The 19,329-nt window shown below is 43.8% G+C and carries 21 protein-coding genes; 7 read left to right on the top strand and 14 right to left on the bottom strand.

Translation table 11 applies throughout. The annotated features are described in order from the left end of the window. Positions 1–204: 204 nt before the first annotated feature. The gene (locus A3739_RS09450) at positions 205–660 is read left to right on the top strand and encodes a hypothetical protein (protein WP_068501133.1); all 456 of its coding nucleotides are present in this window, start codon (positions 205–207) and stop codon (positions 658–660) included. Between the two features lie 76 nt (positions 661–736). On the opposite strand, the gene A3739_RS09445 is transcribed toward A3739_RS09450, so the two are convergent. Genes A3739_RS09445 through A3739_RS09415 form a run of 7 tightly spaced genes read right to left on the bottom strand, consistent with a single transcriptional unit; the run spans position 737 to position 6,964 of the window. Then, positions 737–1,654 (bottom strand): hypothetical protein, encoded by a 918-nt coding sequence (locus A3739_RS09445; RefSeq protein ID WP_068501131.1) that lies wholly within the window; start codon positions 1,652–1,654, stop codon positions 737–739. A gap of 35 nt (positions 1,655–1,689) precedes the next feature. Then, a complete protein-coding gene (locus A3739_RS09440; protein WP_068479934.1) occupies positions 1,690–2,568 on the bottom strand; it encodes a metal ABC transporter permease in 879 nt (292 codons plus the stop codon). After that, entirely contained in the window at positions 2,565–3,287 is a 723-nt protein-coding gene (locus tag A3739_RS09435) for a metal ABC transporter ATP-binding protein (RefSeq protein ID WP_068501129.1), read from the bottom strand. The genes A3739_RS09440 and A3739_RS09435 overlap by 4 nt, the downstream gene beginning before the upstream one ends. Continuing rightward, entirely contained in the window at positions 3,277–4,206 is a 930-nt protein-coding gene (locus tag A3739_RS09430) for a metal ABC transporter solute-binding protein, Zn/Mn family (protein ID WP_068479937.1), read from the bottom strand. Before A3739_RS09430 ends, A3739_RS09435 begins: the two co-directional genes overlap by 11 nt. Continuing rightward, entirely contained in the window at positions 4,196–4,738 is a 543-nt protein-coding gene (locus A3739_RS09425; protein WP_068500414.1) for a hypothetical protein, read from the bottom strand. Before A3739_RS09425 ends, A3739_RS09430 begins: the two co-directional genes overlap by 11 nt. 3 nt (positions 4,739–4,741) lie before the next feature. Further along, entirely contained in the window at positions 4,742–5,077 is a 336-nt protein-coding gene (locus A3739_RS09420) for a hypothetical protein (protein WP_068479939.1), read from the bottom strand. A 9-nt stretch (positions 5,078–5,086) separates the two neighbouring features. Further along, complete coding sequence (locus A3739_RS09415) at positions 5,087–6,964, bottom strand: PepSY domain-containing protein (RefSeq protein ID WP_068479941.1); 1,878 nt, start codon at positions 6,962–6,964, stop codon at positions 5,087–5,089. A 334-nt stretch (positions 6,965–7,298) separates the two neighbouring features. Between A3739_RS09415 and A3739_RS09410 the strand changes: the two genes are divergently transcribed. Together A3739_RS09410 and A3739_RS09405 are read left to right on the top strand one after the other, a co-directional pair. Further along, a complete protein-coding gene (locus A3739_RS09410) occupies positions 7,299–9,311 on the top strand; it encodes a TonB-dependent siderophore receptor (protein ID WP_068501124.1) in 2,013 nt (670 codons plus the stop codon). 44 nt (positions 9,312–9,355) lie between these two features. Continuing rightward, complete coding sequence (locus tag A3739_RS09405; protein WP_068479946.1) at positions 9,356–10,501, top strand: HmuY family protein; 1,146 nt, start codon at positions 9,356–9,358, stop codon at positions 10,499–10,501. 433 nt (positions 10,502–10,934) lie between these two features. On the opposite strand, the gene A3739_RS09400 is transcribed toward A3739_RS09405, so the two are convergent. The 3 genes from A3739_RS09400 to A3739_RS09390 are packed head-to-tail and all read right to left on the bottom strand — an operon-like array spanning position 10,935 to position 13,661. Next, positions 10,935–11,717, bottom strand: a complete 783-nt coding sequence (locus tag A3739_RS09400) for a heme ABC transporter ATP-binding protein (RefSeq protein WP_068479948.1) — start codon at positions 11,715–11,717, stop codon at positions 10,935–10,937. Continuing rightward, positions 11,718–12,737 carry an iron ABC transporter permease gene (locus A3739_RS09395; protein WP_068501121.1) on the bottom strand — a complete coding sequence of 340 codons (1,020 nt, stop codon included), beginning with the start codon at positions 12,735–12,737 and terminating at the stop codon, positions 11,718–11,720. A 60-nt stretch (positions 12,738–12,797) separates the two neighbouring features. Then, positions 12,798–13,661 carry a hemin ABC transporter substrate-binding protein gene (locus A3739_RS09390; protein WP_068501117.1) on the bottom strand — a complete coding sequence of 288 codons (864 nt, stop codon included), beginning with the start codon at positions 13,659–13,661 and terminating at the stop codon, positions 12,798–12,800. 200 nt (positions 13,662–13,861) lie between these two features. Here A3739_RS09390 and hutX point away from each other — a divergent pair, with 200 nt between their 5' ends. After that, positions 13,862–14,284, top strand: coding sequence for a heme utilization cystosolic carrier protein HutX (gene hutX / locus A3739_RS09385; RefSeq protein ID WP_068479955.1), 423 nt, complete (start codon positions 13,862–13,864; stop codon positions 14,282–14,284). A 22-nt stretch (positions 14,285–14,306) separates the two neighbouring features. After that, the gene (locus tag A3739_RS09380; protein WP_068479956.1) at positions 14,307–14,834 is read left to right on the top strand and encodes a pyridoxamine 5'-phosphate oxidase family protein; all 528 of its coding nucleotides are present in this window, start codon (positions 14,307–14,309) and stop codon (positions 14,832–14,834) included. A 336-nt stretch (positions 14,835–15,170) separates the two neighbouring features. Here A3739_RS09380 and folM read toward each other — a convergent pair whose 3' ends face one another. The 4 genes from folM to A3739_RS09360 are packed head-to-tail and all read right to left on the bottom strand — an operon-like array spanning position 15,171 to position 17,462. After that, complete coding sequence (gene folM, locus A3739_RS09375; RefSeq protein ID WP_068479957.1) at positions 15,171–15,893, bottom strand: dihydromonapterin reductase; 723 nt, start codon at positions 15,891–15,893, stop codon at positions 15,171–15,173. A 6-nt stretch (positions 15,894–15,899) separates the two neighbouring features. After that, positions 15,900–16,574 (bottom strand): GTP cyclohydrolase I FolE, encoded by a 675-nt coding sequence (gene folE, locus A3739_RS09370; RefSeq protein ID WP_068501114.1) that lies wholly within the window; start codon positions 16,572–16,574, stop codon positions 15,900–15,902. 39 nt (positions 16,575–16,613) lie between these two features. After that, the gene (gene folX / locus A3739_RS09365; RefSeq protein WP_068478089.1) at positions 16,614–16,985 is read right to left on the bottom strand and encodes a dihydroneopterin triphosphate 2'-epimerase; all 372 of its coding nucleotides are present in this window, start codon (positions 16,983–16,985) and stop codon (positions 16,614–16,616) included. 18 nt (positions 16,986–17,003) lie between these two features. Further along, a complete protein-coding gene (locus tag A3739_RS09360) occupies positions 17,004–17,462 on the bottom strand; it encodes a glutathione peroxidase (RefSeq protein ID WP_197472243.1) in 459 nt (152 codons plus the stop codon). Between the two features lie 229 nt (positions 17,463–17,691). On the opposite strand from A3739_RS09360, the gene puuE reads away from it, so the two are divergent. Continuing rightward, on the top strand, positions 17,692–18,597 hold the full coding sequence (gene puuE / locus A3739_RS09355) for an allantoinase PuuE (protein WP_068479963.1): 906 nt from the start codon (positions 17,692–17,694) through the stop codon (positions 18,595–18,597). Between the two features lie 234 nt (positions 18,598–18,831). Next, positions 18,832–19,329, top strand: a 498-nt coding sequence (locus A3739_RS09350) for a class I SAM-dependent methyltransferase (protein WP_197472242.1), incomplete at its 3' end; no start/stop codon positions are given.

Here is a 19,329-nt window from a genome sequence, read left to right as displayed (position 1 = left end):
TCCCATCGAATAAAAATTTGATTAAAACTAGTGCTGTAGGCATCCCTTCGAGCATATCTAGTTTGTCGTTCTATTATTATTTGTAATACGTATGAGAATTATTCGTATTATCATTTGCATGTCAAGAAAAAGTAATTAGAATCTTCGTAAACAGCATTAAACAATATGTTTTGCTTCACTTTTGAAAAGATAAAAAGGAAAGGAATGAACGACTGGGAAGAGCACATCACAATTGGGAATCGATTCTTTAAGAAAGAGGATTATCCAATGGCCTTAGCGCATTACAGTAAATCCTTAAATTGCGTGATGGTCGATTTGCCAAATCGCATTCAGACAGAGCCAGAATGTGTGATTAAAAGTGTTTTGATTAGCTATTTTAATATGGCTGATACGCACTGCCATCAGTATGATTTTGAAGATGCAGCAGTACAGTATGCTGGAGCATATCGTTTTGTTCAGCGTTTGTTGAACTCCTGTAATTGCTGTCTGTCTGAGCAGGCACGTTGCGAAACAATGAAAGCTTGTAACCGTTTGCATCACGAGTGGAGCAAGTTCATCAGTAAGCATGTTCAAGAGTTAAGCGAGACCAATCAAGAAACCTATGCTCATGCTCACAATATGTTTACCTTGATGTTTAGTCCAACAACGACATTGCACTGATTTATTTTTTATAACGGCCACTAAGCCGGTATCTGCTGTAGGCTTTTTTCAAACGAGAAGCGCAATTGAATCTGTATTAAAGCCCGTCATAAAGTTCTTGATATCGCTCTAACAAGCCTTTTTCACTGAACTTATCGATAGCGTCTATATGCCAAACAAGGGCTGACTTAGGTAGCTTTCTTAGCGACTTATGGTTTGGCTTTTTAGTGGTGATAAATAAGATGGGAAAGTCTTCAATCATTGGGTCATCAAGAGTGGTTAAAGGCACGCCGATAGCATCCGCGAGAGCTTTTTGCTCGGGCTTGTCGATAACGACTTGAAGCACTTCTATTTGATTTAGCTTGTTATCAATTTCTAGTTGTACTTTGCGAAGAGCTTGGCTTATCTCGTTAAAGTTAGCATTTAATTGATCGAGTGTTTTGGTGAGAAGAGCGTGGTCTATAATTTTGCGCTTTGAGACTGCTAATAAGTCTCGATGAATAATGCCTAGCATCATGATTGCATTGGCAGGATTCAGCCAAAAATAATCAACATTATCACTGTTTGGCGTTACTGCGACTCGTTCCCCGTTAGGGATAAGTGCGTGTGCGGCGTCAATTTCTATCACGCCAATATTTTTAAGACGTATGGCGGGGTATATGTCGATACTTGGCCAGACAGAGGTCATTCCAAGTGCGATAACTGCATCTGGGAACGTTTGCTTATCTTGTCGTTTCAACCAGCCAGGTATGCGCTTAATGCTATAGCGTGCCGGTGGAATGTAGACTGTTTCAAAAACCGAGTTTTCGGCAAGCACTCGCGCCATACTGTCGAGCACGGGGATCGCGCTTGCGATTGTGATCGCTTTTTTTGGTGTTTGTGAAAGTAGCGCGTTGTCAGCATTAACATGCTTCTTTTCCGAGAGGGTAGAGCAGGCACTCATAAATATAAGGCTCGATAGCGTGACTATTAGTCGGTAGGAAAGAAAGCTCACTTTCATTGAATTACCTTTCATTTATCAATTCTTAGTTGTTTATTTGATCTCTAGTTTTATCGGGCGATTTTCGTTTGGCGATAGAGAAGTGATAGCAAAAACCACGCACAGGCAAAGAGTGTAATGGCCGGCCCAGCTGAAACTGGCCATTCACCGTACATGGGAATCAATACACCGAGCACAGACGCAGTTGATGAAAATAGTACGGATAGTACTAAGAGCTGTTTTAAGTTTGATGCGATTAATCGCGCACTTGCAGCAGGTATAAGCAGAAGCGCGCCGACTAAAACTGCACCGATAATCTTTACAGACGCAACCGTGATTAAGGCAATCATAATGACAAATGCATAGTCATGAAGGCGTGTGTTGATGCGCTGGCTGTGTGCTACTTCAGGTGATATCGCGACCAAATAAGCGTGGTTGCCATAGTGATAAGCCAGCACTGCAACGATGCTACAAATAATCACCAACATCACTAAATCATTCACCGTAGTGACGAGAATGGAGCCAAACATCACTTGTTCTATCAAGTGAGCGTTGACGTGTTTTGCAACATACAAAAGCAGAGCTGCCCCTAAGGCGAGAGCAAAGGATAAGAACACGCCAATTAAAGCGTCATAAGGAATGCTTGATCGTCCTTTGATCCACTGCAGTAACAGCGCGAAAAGAATAGAGAAACTAAATAAACTGATCAGTGGTGACTCTACTGGTTCACCCAGTAATATGCCGATGCTAACGCCGGTTAGTACGCTATGACCTACAGCCTCAGATAAAAACGCAAGTCGTTTTACGACAACAAGTGTTCCAAGTAAGCCTAGAAGTGGGCCTATCATCATGCTGGCAAGCAGGGCGTTTATAAGGAATTCATAGCCGAACATATCTGGCAATAAGCCCGCGTTCACCCAATCATTAAATTGGCCATAAATGATATTCAAGAAACTGCCCCTTCTTGATCAAAAGGAGTTTGCTGAACTTGAATGGTTCTAGGATCGATTTCTCGAATTGTTTTATCAACCCAGAAGCAATGATCACAATGCTCACGAATAAGTGTCCAGTCGTGCTCGATCATTAGTATCGTGCCGCCAGCCGCTCTAAACTTTTTTAGAATATTTATGGATTCTGTTTTTCCTTGCTCATCAAGTCCAGTCATTGGCTCGTCAAGAATGAGTAGCCCAGGATTTTGTAATAGTGCGGTTGCCAGCATTAAGCGTTGTCTTTCGCCGCCCGATAAATCACCAATTCGACGATCAAGTCTGTCTGTTAATTGAATATGTTCAAGTGCGTTTTCGACATCAGTAGGAAGACCTCGTCGGAACCAAACAGGTTTGGTAGACAGGCTCATTAACAAGTAGTCGCGAACGGAGATGGGCAAGCTATCATCAAATGGAAGCAGTTGCGGTATGTATCCTATGTTTCCGGCATTTGATAGTTCTGGGCTGGATGGCCAATCTAAGATGATGCTGCCTTGGTGGTTGTTCAGCCCAAGAATCGTTTTTATCAGCGTGCTCTTACCTCCGCCATTTGGCCCTGCAATGCCAAACCAGTTACCGTTCTTGAATTCGACAGAGATGTTATTGAGTAGTATTTGATTGCCTGCTTGAAAGAAGACATTTTCAAGTCTAAGGCTAGGGCCTGCTATCTGTTTACGAATCATTGTTGAGAGTCTCAGATGCGTAAGAGAGGGCTTTAACAAGTGTGAGAAGGTTGTGTGTCATGTCCTCAAGCACTAGAGCATCACGGTATTCGCCGTAGGTCATATGAGAAAAATGGTAAATGCGCGTTCCACTTTCCTTTTCTATCACGTCCACGTATTGATTAGGCATATTTAGTTCAGTAAAAAGCACTTGAACGTTAGCAGCTTTGATTTTATTAATCGTGTCTTGAAGTTGCGATGCGCTAGGTGATAGGCCATGCGCTGGTTCAACAACAGCTGAGACAGTCATGCCAAATTCTTGAAGAAGATAACCATAGGCTCCGTGTGTGCTTGCAATACGGATGAGACCGATATCCAGTTGGCTAATACTTTCTAATGCCTTATTTTTAATCGCACGTAGCTGTCTTGCGTAGATGAAAGCATTTTTTAGGAAGAACTTAGCATTGTTTGGGTCTAACTCTCCAAGTTCGCGCGCAATGGTATAGATTTGTCTAATCGCCGCGTCGATGGCTACAAATGTGTGAGGATTGTGTACCTTTCCTCCTCGTTTACTAATGAGAGGCACTGCTGCATTGGCTTCAATAACCGAAAGTTTTGGAAGTTTCAGTTTTCTAATCGCTTCCATTGCAAATTCGTCATGGCCAATACCGTTCACCACGATTGCATCCATGTTTTTTAAACGATTTAAATCTGCAGGTGAGAGTTTGTAGGCGTGTGGATTAAACCCTGCTTCGATCAGAGGTATTACATTTGCTCGGTCACCAACAATGTTTGCCACATAGCTATGATAAGGATGAAGAGTAATACCAATATTGAGTTTGGCTGATACATTATGACTTGTGACCAGAAGCGATGTTAGAAAAGCAATTCGTAATATCGGTCGTATAGTTTTTATGCGCGTGAGAAGGCTAGTGATCATGTTTGTTTTCGTAAATCTTATTAATTGTTGCCGCGGAGTGCCAATGGATAGTGGTGTCGAAACAAAGGGTCTTTAGGTCAACGTTGCTAAGATTGTTTTGTTCATCGTAATACCAGAGAGGACTTTTTGGTTCGCCCGCGCCATTTGGTAGCTCAAGTTTGATGAAATAGCGGTGAGTCTTTATTTGAGTTTGACCAACATAGCACGTCGTTACTTGCGCCCAGTGAAATTGAATAAGCGATTCCAAGTGTGTGGATGAAAATGGTTGGATGCCGAGTTCGGAAAGTTCATCAACACTCGGTATGCGCCCTTCAATTGCTCGAACCATTTGTATTTCTTCACCTGCATTGCTTAACGAGGTTAGAGCAGCGCGAATAGGTTTTGGTACAGCCGTGAAATCAGCTTGTGGATGGCCGTATAAGGAATACAGTAAAATCGCTGCTATCAGCAAAGTCAGCGCGCTAAATCCAAACACAAGCTTGTCTTCAAGCTTGCCATCTCGCGCACGTACTTTTTCGGAGTAAGTTGTCATATGTTAGATCTCAACGACTTCTTCGTCGGAGATTTCTAAGACGTGGCCAGGGCCTGCATCCATAATAATAAAATACACGCCCTCAGGACGATCGAAGGTGTAAATGGAATCGTTATCTGTGTGTCCTTCAGAGATGACTTCGTCATCTTCTGAGTAAACTTCCATAATGACATTAGGTGCCTTCGCTCGGTTTGAAAAACTAGCTTCGCATCGTACTTGATGAGGGGCTTTTTCGTTGTTTCCAACCGTGCAGTTTAAAATAGGGTAATGGGCATGGCTTAGTGGGATAAAGACGACTAAACCTGCGACAAGTGGTAGTACCTTTTTGATAGTTTTCACGAATTAATCCTACTTGGCAGCAAGTGTGTGTTGTTCTGTTTTAAGGTGATGTGCAGGAGTATTCTGTGTTTGAGAACTCCCAGTTTGGTTTGTTGGGTTGACCGACTTGACGCTTACTTCGTCGGCTTGAGATGCGCGTAAATCAACGGTGTTAATGCCGTCAGGCATCAATGACCAAGAGGTTTGATAAAATTCCCCGTCCCAACTCTCTATCGTGAGCCATAACTCGGCGTCGTCTTTTAGTGTCTTTGGAATTGGTGTATGCGCATGTTGATTGCCAACGGTGCCATGTAATACCGCCCCTGGAGCACGCTTTGTGCGTGGTTTGCCCACTTTTACATACATGAACTTTATCGCGTCGGCATGTCCTTCATGGATATATGCGTTGAGGGTAGTGGAGCGTCCTGCTTGAATCGGATCTAGGTCTTTTTCAAGTAATCCGAGAGTCGCGTTGAGCGATATGTTCCATGGCCCTATGTCTTGAGCTTTATACTGGTAACCGGATCCCGACGTTCCTTCGCTCTGCAGTTTAAAGCCGATACTAATGCCGATACAGATGACAGTAAGAAAAGCCCAATTGAGATATTTGAACCCAGACATTGGTCCGCCCCATGGCCTAAGTACTAACCAAACTTTCTTAAGTTTTCCTCGGATACGCCCGCTATTGATGGCTTTTTTAGTTGCCGATTTGGTCCGCTGATAGAAAATGATCATGCCAGAGATGGATAGAATGCTCATCGCCAAACCGAAGATGAACCAAATTGTTTTCACAAATAAATCCCAAAATCCGTCATAACCAAATGTGCCGTAATGCAATGGTCGCATCGACCAATCTACTCTCGAGATCGCTGGTGCGTCCTGCGCAAGCTTTGCTCCAATAACTTCGCCTGTATATGGGTTTACATAGTATGAGCTTCCCCATTTCATGGTCAGAAGGTCGTGCTTTGTACCATGGATGGCATAAGCCATGCCGTTGTGTTCCGGTGGATTTAAAAAGTGGGGGATAAACTCAGGATCGTGCTTGTGGACTGCTTCAACAATCTCTTTTGACGTGAGTGGGCTTGGAATGCCTTTGCCTAGCGCTTTTAAGTCGTGCTTCGTTAGTGCTGGGTCAATGGTGCGTTCAGGCAAAAACTGAGGTACAACGCCATAATTTACTAGTGGGTTTTGATAAAACCACCAGGACCCAGTTACGCCAATAATCAGCACGAACCACAACGACCATAAACCTAAAAACTTGTGTAGATCGCCCAAAAATACGCGGAAATTTGCATTCCATCGAGGAAGCTTAAAGAACTGCTTCCAGAATTTGCGATAAGAGATTAGCCCAGTAATTAAACCAATCAGACACAGCACACCAAAGACATTGACGACCGCACGGCCAATTAATGGCATGAACAAGTTTTTGTGGAGAATTGACATAAACTCTCCAACAGTCAAAAAATTCGTTACGCCAGTAACTTCTCCAGTGTAGGGGTCTGCCCAAACTTTTTTAAACCCACCATCGGGTAGGGTCATCATCGCGTGAGCAGCGGTATGTGTTCTATCGTTTGCTGTTTGAAAAGCGCTTAAACCGACGTTAGGCAGTTGCTCTTGCATTCGGTCAAATACTTCACCCGAACTTAATCTTTCTCCCTGTGGTTGAACTCTTACCTCGGAGTAGACTAGCCAGTCGATTTCTTCTGCGAATACGGCAAGCGTTCCAGTAATTAGTACCACACTAAATAGAAGGGAAAGCTTTAAGCCAATGTAGCTATGTATTAGGTAAGCGGCTTTATGTGCCGTAAGCTTTTTTTTTCGCGACTTCTTTTTGCTTTTGTCGGTAGTGGGTTGTGCTTCTTGTCCAATCTCGCCGAAACCCGAGGCGGTATTTACGTCTGCGCTCACTGCAGAAACTCCATTGTATGTTTGTTTTGATAAAAGAATTGCTGTTAGATGTATATGATAAGTATTATCATTTGCATTAGCAAACATACACAAAACTTTTCCTTACTGTTAATGAATGAGCCTGCGACTATGCAATTTAGTCGGATTAAGTGGGGTGTTGTGGCATTGGTGCGGGTAAAAAGGTTTTTCCCTAGTTGGTAATAGAAAAACAAATAAGAATGATTTGCATTTGTATTGATACTTCCTTGTTTAGTTGGTAATCTCGCGCCCTCTAAAATTAATACCACGCGCTTAGATTCGGTTTGAGCGTTATAAAGAGTAAGTAATCACATAAATGAATAAGACGTTATCCCTTACTGCTGCAAGTATGTTGTCTGTGTGTAGCACGGTAACCACGGCTGAGACGACACAAACTGAAGTCAAGACAGATTCTGTTCAAGCAGAAACTGTTGTCATTACAGGCTCTAGAACTGAGAAATTGCTTCTCGAATCGCCAGTGCGTGTAGAGGTGATTTCGCGCGAGGAGATAGTGCTAAAAAATGCACGTGATCTAAGTGAGGCGATTAAAGATGTACCAGGGCTTTTGATTAAGCCAATCCATGGTAAATCGGGCTCTGAGGTATGGATGCAGGGTGTCGATGCTAAACGAGTCATTGTTTTAGTGGATGGTGAGCGTGTCTCCCAAAGTACCAATTCTGGTACTGACTTAACCCAAATTGGTCTCGCTAATGTCGAGCAAATAGAAATTGTAAAGGGGGCTACTTCCGCTTTATACGGCAGCAACGCGATTGGGGGAGTGGTTAATGTCATTACTACCGATCCAGCTGACGGTTTGTCATATACCGTAAAGGGAGATGTAGGTAGTTACGGAGAGCAAAATATATCCGACAACCAGCTAGATGCGGCCGTCCGATCGAGTGCTGGCTGGCTAAGTTACAAAGAAGATGTATATGATTTAGAGTTCAGTTACGACGTTCGAGATAGCGATGGTTTTACCACGGATGTGGCGACGTGGGACAAGGAGGGCCCTTCGGGCACGCGATTAAATACTAGTGCTGAGATCGGTTTTTCACCGGTCGAAAATGCGCGTATTTTTACATCTTTTGCTACCTATACTGAAGATCTTATTACGCCTTTTACAGGTGCGGCTCCAGCCCGTCTTCAAACCGAAAAAACTGAAGAAGTGGAGAGGTACACATATCGCTTGGGTGGTGACCTGTCTTTAGAAAGTGATGATATTTCTGTTCGTTATTTCTACGAAGATTTTCAGAATCCGACCACCCAAGATATCGTGACGAATCCGGGCATAGAGCAAAAGAGGGTGCCTCGGCATATCAGTCAAAGTCTCTCTGCACAGATAGATACGTCTACATCATATGGAACGTTGCGAACGTTTGGTATCGAATACTTTGAAGCTGAAGTAGAACAAGATCAATACAAGGTTGCTACGGGTTGGACGCCAGAGGTTGATGGTGCGCGTCAAAATACTTCGTTGTATTACCAAGAAGATATTTATGCGTCTGATTCTTTAGAATTATTGCCTGGTTTTCGATATCAAGATGATAGCGATTTCGGAAGCTATTTTAGTCCTAAGATAAATGGTCGATATGACTTTTCGTCTTTAGTGGGGCTTGATCACTTCTTGCGATTTGGTGTTGGCAAGGGGTATCGAGTGCCAAGCTTGAAAGAGCGCTACCTTGAGTTTGACCACAGTCAGCATGGCTATAAGGTTCTTGGGAATCCAGTTACTAAACCTGAATATTCGAACAGCTACCAACTTGGCTGGGTCTTGAGTGGTGATTCTTTTGAATTGGACTTGAATCTTTTTAGAAATGATTTGAAGGATATGATCGAAACCGAGTTTGTGAGGATGGAAAATGATCCAACATACGGACTTGTGCAAATATTTGAATACGGGAATATCTCGAAGGCGCGGACGCAAGGCGCGGAAATCGCTACGAAATTAGAGCTAAATGAAGCGACAAAACTAACTGCAGGGTATACCTATCTTGATGCTAAAGATCTTAACACAGGCCTTAATCTTACTAAACGTCCTCGGCATCAAATAAAGACCAATCTTAGCTACACACCTACCGACTCTCCACTATCTGTTAGCGTTTCAGCGCGTTGGCAGGATAAAGAGTATTTTGACGACACGAATTCTCAGATCTCTCCATCATACGCAGAGTTTGATGTGAGTGGCGCTTATAAGCTGTATCAAGATTTAAGTGTGTTCGCGGGTGTCAACAATATAACAAATACACAGAAAGATTTTAAAAGCTCAAGTGATTTAAGGCCGGAACAGGGGCGTTATGTCTTTGTTGGTTTGCGCTTGGATCACTTCTAGATGCCTATTTGAAAATTACTAACTTGTTCGTAAAGGGTAAAAAAATGACTAATCAAAAGAAATTATTAACACTTGCTGTAAGTAGTGCAGTACTTGTCGGTTGTGGCGGTTCAGGATCTTCATCAGTAGTTGGTTCAGACGAAAGTGTAACGCCAACAACACAGATTGATGCATCTTCATATACCGATTACACGTACTTCAATCTAGAAACTGGCTCTGAAGTTAGTTTAACTGCGGCGGAGGCGGCTGCGTCAACAGCATGGCACATAGGTTTTCGTCGTAATGGCGCTATTTTGAATGGTGGTACTAGCGGCATTGGTAATGTCGAAGGTGCACTGGCTGCTGCTCAAGATGATTTTTATAATGGAGACGATCCTGACGTAAACGTTTTTCTTAATGCGAGTGATGCTATCGAAGAAGAGCATCTTTTAGCGTCGTACGATACAAGTCTTCTGACGTTTGTTTCGGATTCAGAGAATCTAGCGGTGAGCGGTGATTGGTATAATTACCAACACGTTGGTGGCGGTAATCCTCCTAATACTAGTGCGAATTCTGATAATTCTTGGTTAATTCGTTCTGCAGAAGGTGACAGCTATGCGCTCATGAAGGCGACATATTTCTTGTATGACTATGCGCATGCGGAAGTAACGTTTGAGTTTGATGTTCAGGCGCAAGGTACGTCACAGATTCTTGATTCCAATGAATCGTTTGTTGTGAATGTAATGCCAGGACAAGCTGAGTGTTACGATTTCGACACGGCTGCTGAGGTGGCGTGCTCCGATGCTTCTTGGGATGTTCAGTTCGAGTTGCCAGCTCTTCCTGCACGTGGCTTTAATGTACGCACGAATGGTGGTATTTCGGGTTCTGGAAACGGTGGTGTATTTGGACCATTGACGACAACGGATGCAGAAATGTATACGTCAGCGACTATAGCGCCAGGTTCGGGGCGAGATATTTCAAATCATTACGTTTCCGACTCAAATGCGAGCATCTTCACTGCTAACGAATGGTATGGGTACAATTTAGAAGGTAACCACAAGTTGTGGCCAAACTATCGTACGTATACGATTGATACTGATTCAACGGATGCAGATGCGAAAGTATATAATCTTCAGATCATCAGCTATTATGATGGCGCAGGCACTAGTGGCTATCCAACAATCCGTTATGTTGAGAATGCTTCTAACTAAGTCTTAACGAGTTGAGAAAATACCCCTCTTGTAGGGGTATTTTTTTACCTGAGATAAATGGCGACTTTGTTTGTATATTGGTGTGCAGAGTTGGGGGCTCGCAGCTTAGGGCGAATAGAAAGATTTTACTTAATGGTGTTTTATTAAGATGCTGATCCGCTTTTGGTCTGAGGCTATGGGCAGATAGGGATAGAAGGGTGGGTGGTTTGTTTAATCTTCTATAGATTAAAGCAATAGATTATTCGTTTCGTTCGCCCCTCGGGTTTACCTTTGGTCATTCAAGGTGAAAAGCGCTTTTTTGCCGCCATCGCCTTGCCCCAATAACGGGTTTTGTTGAGTCGATTTCTTTGGTAGGTCAGTATGACTTGGAATGATCATTTTCTAACCTCTAACCTCTAACCTCTAACTTCTAACCTCTAACTTTCGACATCAATCAAATAATCAGCTTATGACCTTCCGAAGAGGTGATGAATTCTGCTCTATATCTCCAGCAGCGTTCTATGTTTTCGGCATTAAGTACTTTCTCTACATTGCCTTTTTGAACGGCTTTTCCCTGATCGATAAGTAAGGCTTTGTCACAGTACTTGAGTACATGATTTAGATCATGGAGTACGCCAACTATAAGTATGTTTTGCTTATTACAGAGTTGTGTGACGAACTCTAGCAACTGATGTTGGTGCCCAAGATCTTGGGCTGATAATGCTTCGTCAAGCAGCAAAATAGGTGTCTGTTTCGCTTGGCTAATTTGCACTAAAACGCGTGCTAGGTTTACGCGTTGCTGTTCTCCACCTGAAAGCTGAGGGTAATATTCATCTGCTAAATGCAGGCAGTCGCAACGGCGCATGCATTCGTTTACTACTTGCTCTGCTTGTTCTCTACTAAGTGAAAGTGGTGTGAGCCCTAGTTCAACGACTTCTTTTGCTTTGAATGCAAATGAGAGAATTGACGACTGAGGAAGTACGCCTACATGGCGAGCGCGCTCCATTGAGTCCCATTGCCGAAGTTCTTTTCCGTGTAAGAGAATGTCGCCGGTGTAGTTGTTGTCGCCGGATATGGCTTTTAAAAATGTAGACTTACCTGCGCCATTGGCGCCGACAATTGCCCAAAATTCACCCTCGCTAAATTCCTCATGGGTTGTACGAAGTAGTGTTTTGTTTCCTGCTTTAACTTGTAAATTGTTAACGCTCAGTATGATTGTTGGGTTAGAAGTTGACATTTAGTACCACCTCTTACGTTCGCGCAATAACAAAATAATAAAGAAAGGGGCTCCTATCATTGATGTGATCAAGCCGATGGGAAGCTCTGCAGGTGTTAAAATTGTACGGGCAACTAGGTCTGAAATAAGTAGTAGCATTCCGCCTAGAATCGCGCTTACAGGGAGGAGGAATCGATGATTTGGGCCGCAAAGCATGCGCACGATATGCGGAACTACAAGCCCGACAAAACCTATGATTCCCGAATATGCCACAGCCACGCCGACCCCTATTGCAACAAGAATGATGGCGTTTCTCTTTAGGCGCTCTACTTTAATTCCCATATGGCGAGCTTCGGATTCACCCAATAACAAGGCGTTTAAAGCATTGGTTTGTCGCTGGAATAAAACGACTAATACGATGCAGACAAAAAGCAGTAATGGGAGTTCTTCTGATTTTGCTTTAGCTAACGAACCCATTTGCCAGACGCTTAACTCTCGTAGGTTATTGTCGTCCGCAAAATAGGTCATAAATCCAATCGCAGCTCCAGCAAATGCAGACATAGCCACACCTGCGAGAAGCAGAATAACAACTGAGGTGCCTTTTTCAGAACGAGCTAGTGAATATACAAGAAAGGTAGTACCTAAACCTGCTAAGAAAGCGAGTCCCGGGATGCTCAATGCTTTCCATGCTTCAGGCAGAACAACGATGGCGACGATGGCGCCTACCGCCGCACCAGAAGAAACGCCAATAATACCGGGGTCGGCTAGTGGGTTTCGGAAAAGTCCTTGAAGTACCGCTCCACTTTGCGCGAGTATGCAACCGACGAGTAAGGCTAGCGCTATCCGTGGTAGTCGGAGCTCAAGTAGTACGACTGAGGCAAGCGAGTATTCAGTGGTTTCTCTGTTGCTAAACGAAGAGGTGATTACACCGTATGCATCACTAAAGCTGATGTTTACAGCGCCTGTAACAATCGATTGTCCGACGAAAAACAATGTGCTGAGCGCAAAGAAGGCGACCAGTAAGTTGAAAGGTATGCGCATATTATAATAGGTATTACATAAGTGGCGCGTGCTGACACGCGCCTGTTTGACTAAAAACGATTACTTCTTGGCAAGCGTGGTTTTAACTCGAATGGCTTCGTCCATCGCAGCAACGCTTAGGCCGGCTACGAGCGTACTGGCGTTCATGCCCATAATGTTTTTCTCTTTCGCTGCGCGCGTTAAAGCGATGACTTCGCTATCTTCTAGTTTTGGTCCTTTGCTAGGGCGACCGCCGCTCGCTAATACGATAACGTCTGGGTTTAGTGCGATCAGTGATTCGCGTGAAGCTTCGCGATATGCTGGGAATTTCGCCATATTTTCTAGGCCAAGTAGATTCAGAAACGCGTCGCCACCTGTGCCTTGACCTGCCATGCTTCCGTTGGCGCCACCATGGCCGCCCATATCTAAGAGGAAGATCGCTGTCTTTTGTTTCACCGAAGTGTTGGCAAGTGTTGTGCGCATCTCTTCGATGATGTTGATGAGCTTTTCGCCGTCTTCTTTGTGATTAAATTCGGTAGAAAGTGTACGGACGTTTTCGATAAGAGTATCGATTGTTTTTGGTGATTCCTGTTGAATAATTTGGACGCCGGTTTTTTCAAGAGCGTTGATTGCGGTTTCAGGACCCATGTCTGCGGCGCCTACAAGAGCGTCTGCTTTGATGCTTAGTAAGCCTTCGGGTGAAAGTTGGCGGTGGTAGCCAATGCTGGGCAAGCCTCGTAATTCGGGTTGACGAACTGACGTGACATCCACAGCAATAATAGCATCCTGAAGGTTAAGGGCTTGTAGGACTTGGGTGGTGCCTAGATCTGCGCTGATAATGCGAGGAGTCTCATCTTCGGCGAGAGCTGTTTGTGTGGTAATAACTGTGAGAAGTAGAGAAAAGCATGCCAATGATTTTGCAAAACTAATTCCGGCGCTGCGCATTTTGGTCTCCGAAGGGGCGTGACAGATAGTGCGTAGAAAATAGTTTAAGTCGCACTTTCTTAGGGTGATATTTAAGAAAGCGCAAGAATAGAGGACGGTAATGGCAATGTCAATCGAAATGAGACTAATTCGTATTTACATGTAAAGCTTCGTCTGTTACCTTTCGCGACTTTGGGAATATAGCGCGCTAGGAAAAAGGCATGACTGATAAAGTTGATATTGATAACGATCCAATTATTCAAGGTGAGCAGGCGCAGGGTTTACTTGAACTGCTAAGCACTTGGGGGCCGCTGACCACAATCGTATTCTCGGGAGGTTGCGTGTTTGAATTTAAAGGTGCATTTCCTAAAGGCACGCTAGGCGAAGGTTTTTACAACTTCGGGCATGGCAATGCTGCGGGTTTTCAAGGGCATTTGAACTTAAAGAACGTAAAGGCAATTACCTTCCAAGATAAATTGCACCGTGGTCGTCAAAGCTATGCCTTTGTATTCCGCGACAAGAACAATGATTGCATATTTAAAGTATTCCTAGGGCGTGATGAGTCAGGCGAGTTGATTCATGCGCAAGTGGATGGTTTTAAAGAAATGCAGGCGCAAGCCAAACAACTAAAAGTAAATGAGTAATAGAACTTAGTAGGACAAGAACATGAGAGAAGAGAAACTAAAAAAATTAGAAGGCGACATTGAGTCCTTTCTTCAAGAGAGAAAAACGCTCAACCTTTCGACCATTACCACCGAAGGTTTGCCGTTTGCGTCGTATGCGCCTTTCGCGATGGATGAAAAGAACTTTTATGTACTACTTAGTGACGTGGCCCGTCATGGCGTTTACCTTGCGAATAATCCGGTTGCCTCAATTTTAGTGAGTGCGGACGAAGACACATCTAAGCAGTTGTTTGCACTTGAGCGTGTCAACTATGCAGCTAAATCTGAGTTGATTGAATACCAGGCTGAAGGATGGCAAAAAGGCATAGATTGCCTAGTTGAACGCTTTGGCGATCGTATTACGGGTTTGGCTAGCCACACAGATTTTAAGCTGTATAAATTAACGCCAAATGAAGGGCGCTATGTGGTTGGTTTTGGTAAGGCTTATGCGATCAAGGGCGAAGGCTTTTTAGGCGATAGCATCGAACATTTGCGTGACGGCCATAAAAAGCGCGAAGAAGAAGCGGCTTAAAAAAGGGGGGTAGAGTGTAAAGACTCTGACCCCAAATGTGAATTTAAGAGAGAATAAAAAAAGCCGCATGGCAAGCATAGCGGCTAAGGGACAAGCTTGGATGTTAAATGAGAACAGGTAAAGACTCTCAGTGATTTTTACGTCCTTTATTTTTCCTTGGATCAAATTACCTAAAAATTATTGGAACAATTTTTAGAATTAGGTTGATGCGAAAAATGCTAGATCTAAATCGTATGACTGATGAGGTGTTATTAAGTTCAATTCAGGGGTGTTTGGAGAAGCGAGATCTCACAATCACAAGCGCCAAGCTTTGGCATAAGACGAAACTTATGCCGTTTATTTTATGTGGCGTCCGCCATCAAGATTGAGGATTCGACCGGTAACGTACTTGCTTTCGAGAAGATATTCGACTGTTGCAATTGCTTCTTCGAAACCGCCTTCCCAGGGTAGGCTAGCCTTCTTCACGGCTTTCTGTTTGTACTCGTCATCGTCACCTTCGTTGAATTTCAGAAGTGCTGGTGCGATTGAGTTCACTTTAATTTCTGGCGCAAATGCTGCCGCAAAAGATAGCGTAAGGTTTTCTAGTGCCGCTTTGCTCGCCGCGTATGCAATATGCTTTTTACTTCCTTTTTCGGCGACAAAATCTGTGATGTGAATAATATCTGCAAGATGCTCTGCATTGCTCGAATTTCTGAGATTGTCTCGCAGGTTGAGGTTAAATAAATATGGGACCTTGGTATGCACATTAAACATACGATCGAACACTTGCTCGTTTGGGAAGCCTTTTCCTTCTGGCATCCAATCTGAAGCATTGTGGATCACGGCGCGTAGACGTATGTGTTTCAATTTGATTTCAGCGTTTAAATCGTTGACCGCATCCATATCCTGAAAATCGCATTGGTACAAAGTTGCTCCTTTGTCCCATAGCGAGTTCAATGACTCCGACTCACTGCGATAGGTGCCGACGACTTGCCAGCCTTTATCTAAAAAATGGTGAGCGAGGGCCAAGCCTAGTCGTTTAGTAATCCCTGTAATCAATACGCAGTGTTTATGATCCATTTCACCCTAGGCCTGTGACAAAAACTCTTGACGGGTGCGCTCATTCGACTTGAATGTTCCGCCTAATGCAGTCGTTGACGTGTAAGAGTTTGAATCCATTATGCCGCGCGATTTAACACAGTAATGAGTTGCATTAATGGACACCGCAACATCTTCCGTTCCAAGCAATGTCTGTAATGATAATAGAACTTGTTGTGTCAGTCTTTCCTGAACCTGAGGGCGTTGAGCGAAGAATCGAACAATACGATTAATTTTCGATAAGCCAATCACTTTGTCTTTTGGAATGTATGCAACCTTTGCTGAACCATCGATCGTTACGAAGTGATGCTCACAGGTGCTAGTGACGCTAATGTTAGATACCGTGACCATCTCATCAACGTTCATTTTATTGTCGATCACAGAAATCTTTGGGAAGTTTCCATAGTCGAGACCAGAAAATATCTCGCGAACGTACATCTTGGCGATTCGATGAGGTGTCTCGGCTAGGCTGTCATCGTTCAGATCAAGGCCAAGTGTTGATACTACGTCTGTAAACAAGGACTTCAAACGTTCGTATTTTTGCTCGTTATTTAATCCTGTTGGGATGAGTGGCGTTTCAAGGCCTGCTTCGACGAGCGCGTCTCGAACCAAGCGCGCTTCTTGGCTCACTTTGTGAGTGACTGTGGTGCTTAGAGCTTCCATGATTTAGTCCTTCTGTTGAGTGCTTTGGACAGCGTGGAATTAGGCTTGAAATTCAAGTGAGAGTGAAACAGAATCAGCAAAGCGTAATGCATGTGGTTTATCTATCTTAACACGAGCATAGCTGACCCAGGGATGTTCATGACAAATCAATAAAACGTCACTCACTAATTTCTCGAGCAATAAGAATCTGCCTTGCTCGACGTGCTTAATCACTTTCTTAGTAATGTCTTTATAATTCAGGGCGTCGTCTACGCTATCGCTTAGGCATAATTTACTAGCCGGATAGTGAATCTCAGCGTTGATCACGACATCTTGTTGCTTCTCTTTTTCTTCCTGATTAAAGCCAATAAATGTTCGCAACCGGAGGTTGGTAATGTTGATAATCGCTTGGCTTGTGTCTGATGAGCTCATTCGAATCTCTATGTCAGTTTAAAGTAAGTTGTCGATCGCACGTGAAAGCACGGCTGCGTTTGGCCTCACAGAACTGCCAAAAACTTCTACGACTTCGCCTTGGGTGTTAACTAAATATTTGTTGAAGTTCCATCTTGGCTCAGAACTTTGGGCGCTCAATTCTTTGAACACCGGGTGAGCACTTGAGCCGCGAACATCAACCGTCTCTGTCATTGTGAATTTTACACCAAAATTGACGAAACACACTTCGGCTGCTTTTTCCTCAGACTTAGCAGCCTGTCGAAAGCTATTTGAGGGGAATCCAATGACTGTGAAGTTCTGGTTCTCGTACTTTTCGTAGAGGGCCTGCAACTCCTTGAATTGTGGTGTAAATCCACAGTGGCTTGCCGTATTGACAATTAAAACATTTTTTCCGGAAGTGATCTCGCATAGGTTCAATGTTTCTTGACTGTGAAGTTTACCGATATCGATATTCAACCATTCCGGGCAAGCGTTAGCAGAACTGTTCTGGCTCGCAAAAGCGAATATTAAGAAACATAAAATTGTGCGTGCTGATCGTGTCATTCAAGACTACTCTTCAGTTATTTCGTGATGGTTCATACGCGACATAGTAAGCTTTGGTTTACCTAAATGTATCTAAGTATTGAGTTGACCTAGTGGTCAGATTATTATTCATGCTTTCATTTTGATCAAAAGAGAGAGTTCAATGACCTACCCAAGAGACCTCGTTGGTTATGGCCAACATACGCCTAAAGATGTATGGCCAAAAGGCGAGCGTGTTGCAGTGCAGTTCGTTATTAATTACGAGGAGGGTGGTGAGAACTGTATTCTTCATGGTGATCCTGCATCAGAAGCATTCTTATCTGAAATTATAGGAGCTCCTGCAATGGAAGGCGTTCGTCACATGAGCATGGAATCTATCTATGAGTATGGAAGTCGAGCAGGGTTTTGGCGTCTTCACCGAATGTTCACGGAACGCAACATGCCAGTCACAGTTTATGGTGTGACGACAGCATTGGAGAAACATCCAGAAGCTGTGCAAGCCATGAAAGATGCTAACTGGGAAATCGCGGCACACGGATATAAGTGGATTAATTATCAGTACATTGATAAAGATGAAGAACGTCATCAAATTCAAGAAGCGATCAAAAAGCATGAAGAAATTACCGGTGAACGGCCGCTAGGTTGGTACACCGGACGAACTAGCCCGAATACACGTGATCTAGTGTATGAAGCAGGTGGTTTTATGTACGACGCTGATTCGTATGCTGACGATCTTCCGTATTGGGTGTATGACTACGAAAACCCATTTCTAATCGTCCCATACACGCTTGATACGAATGACATGCGATTTGCAACGAACCAAGGTTTCAACACTGGAGAGCAATTCTTCACCTACCTAAAAGATGCCTTTGATGTGCTTTATGCGGAAGGTGAAACAGCGCCAAAAATGTTAAGTATTGGCTTGCACTGTCGTTTGGTTGGTCGTCCAGGTCGTGCCGCGGCTCTGGCGCGTTTCTTAGATTATGTTCAGTCGCAAGAAAATGTTTGGGTGACGCGTCGCATAGACATAGCCAAGCACTGGCATGAGAATCACCCTCCAGTTAAGTAAGTCAGAGCTACTGCGCTTACTTATACTGCGTTAAAAATTGGGGTCAGAGTAAAAGTACTCTGACCCCAATTTTATTCTTCCAAACTTTAGCTACACTTTTGTTCAATTTTAGAACTTCTATTGGGGTGACCTATGTCTACCGAGCAAGAGCAAATGAAACTCCTAATTGATCTTCACTCGCACAATGAGCGTCAAGGCCCCGGCGGTAAAGCAGAGATTGAGTAAGCGATTTATTTGGCCGGCTTAGATTTTAAGGTCAAGTATCGCATCGCAGATATTGGCTGTGGGACAGGCGCAGCGAGTCTCGTACTGGCTGATACCTTAGATTGCGATATTACTTCGGTAGATTTTCTGCAGGCCTTTTTAGATGTGTTGAATGATCGAGCTTCTGAGGTGGAACTCGCTTCAAGGATTTCGACGCTCTGTGCTTCGATGGATGATCTACCTTTTGAAGCAAATAGTTATGATGTTTTATGGTCTGAAGGCGCAATTTACAACATCGGTTTTGCCAAGGGCATTCAAGAATGGAAAGCCTACTTGAAACAAGGCGGTGTGCTAGTAGTGTCTGAAGTTACCTGGACGACGGATGAACGACCGCAAGAGTTAGAAGATTATTGGGAAGCTGCATATCCCGAAATCGATACCGCTTCGAATAAAATGAAGGTGTTGGAGCGAGCAGGGTATCAGCCACTTGGTTACTTCACATTGGATTTACATTGCTGGCTTGAGGGG

This window comes from Oleiphilus sp. HI0067 (genome assembly GCF_001635735.1).
This window is presented reverse-complemented; position numbering and strand designations above follow the sequence as displayed.

What these genes read in the sequence shown, in the direction of transcription:
- folM (WP_068479957.1), bottom strand. Translation starts at nt 15,893, where the DNA reads ATGGATCATAAACACTGCGTATTGATTACAGGGATTACTAAACGACTA.
- A3739_RS09450 (WP_068501133.1), top strand. Translation starts at nt 205, where the DNA reads ATGAACGACTGGGAAGAGCACATCACAATTGGGAATCGATTCTTTAAG.
- A3739_RS09405 (WP_068479946.1), top strand. Translation starts at nt 9,356, where the DNA reads ATGACTAATCAAAAGAAATTATTAACACTTGCTGTAAGTAGTGCAGTA.
- folE (WP_068501114.1), bottom strand. Translation starts at nt 16,574, where the DNA reads ATGGAAGCTCTAAGCACCACAGTCACTCACAAAGTGAGCCAAGAAGCG.
- A3739_RS09395 (WP_068501121.1), bottom strand. Translation starts at nt 12,737, where the DNA reads ATGCGCATACCTTTCAACTTACTGGTCGCCTTCTTTGCGCTCAGCACA.
- folX (WP_068478089.1), bottom strand. Translation starts at nt 16,985, where the DNA reads ATGAGCTCATCAGACACAAGCCAAGCGATTATCAACATTACCAACCTC.
- A3739_RS09400 (WP_068479948.1), bottom strand. Translation starts at nt 11,717, where the DNA reads ATGTCAACTTCTAACCCAACAATCATACTGAGCGTTAACAATTTACAA.
- A3739_RS09380 (WP_068479956.1), top strand. Translation starts at nt 14,307, where the DNA reads ATGAGAGAAGAGAAACTAAAAAAATTAGAAGGCGACATTGAGTCCTTT.
- A3739_RS09425 (WP_068500414.1), bottom strand. Translation starts at nt 4,738, where the DNA reads ATGACAACTTACTCCGAAAAAGTACGTGCGCGAGATGGCAAGCTTGAA.
- A3739_RS09445 (WP_068501131.1), bottom strand. Translation starts at nt 1,654, where the DNA reads ATGAAAGGTAATTCAATGAAAGTGAGCTTTCTTTCCTACCGACTAATA.
- A3739_RS09430 (WP_068479937.1), bottom strand. Translation starts at nt 4,206, where the DNA reads ATGATCACTAGCCTTCTCACGCGCATAAAAACTATACGACCGATATTA.
- A3739_RS09435 (WP_068501129.1), bottom strand. Translation starts at nt 3,287, where the DNA reads ATGATTCGTAAACAGATAGCAGGCCCTAGCCTTAGACTTGAAAATGTC.
- hutX (WP_068479955.1), top strand. Translation starts at nt 13,862, where the DNA reads ATGACTGATAAAGTTGATATTGATAACGATCCAATTATTCAAGGTGAG.
- puuE (WP_068479963.1), top strand. Translation starts at nt 17,692, where the DNA reads ATGACCTACCCAAGAGACCTCGTTGGTTATGGCCAACATACGCCTAAA.
- A3739_RS09390 (WP_068501117.1), bottom strand. Translation starts at nt 13,661, where the DNA reads ATGCGCAGCGCCGGAATTAGTTTTGCAAAATCATTGGCATGCTTTTCT.
- A3739_RS09410 (WP_068501124.1), top strand. Translation starts at nt 7,299, where the DNA reads ATGAATAAGACGTTATCCCTTACTGCTGCAAGTATGTTGTCTGTGTGT.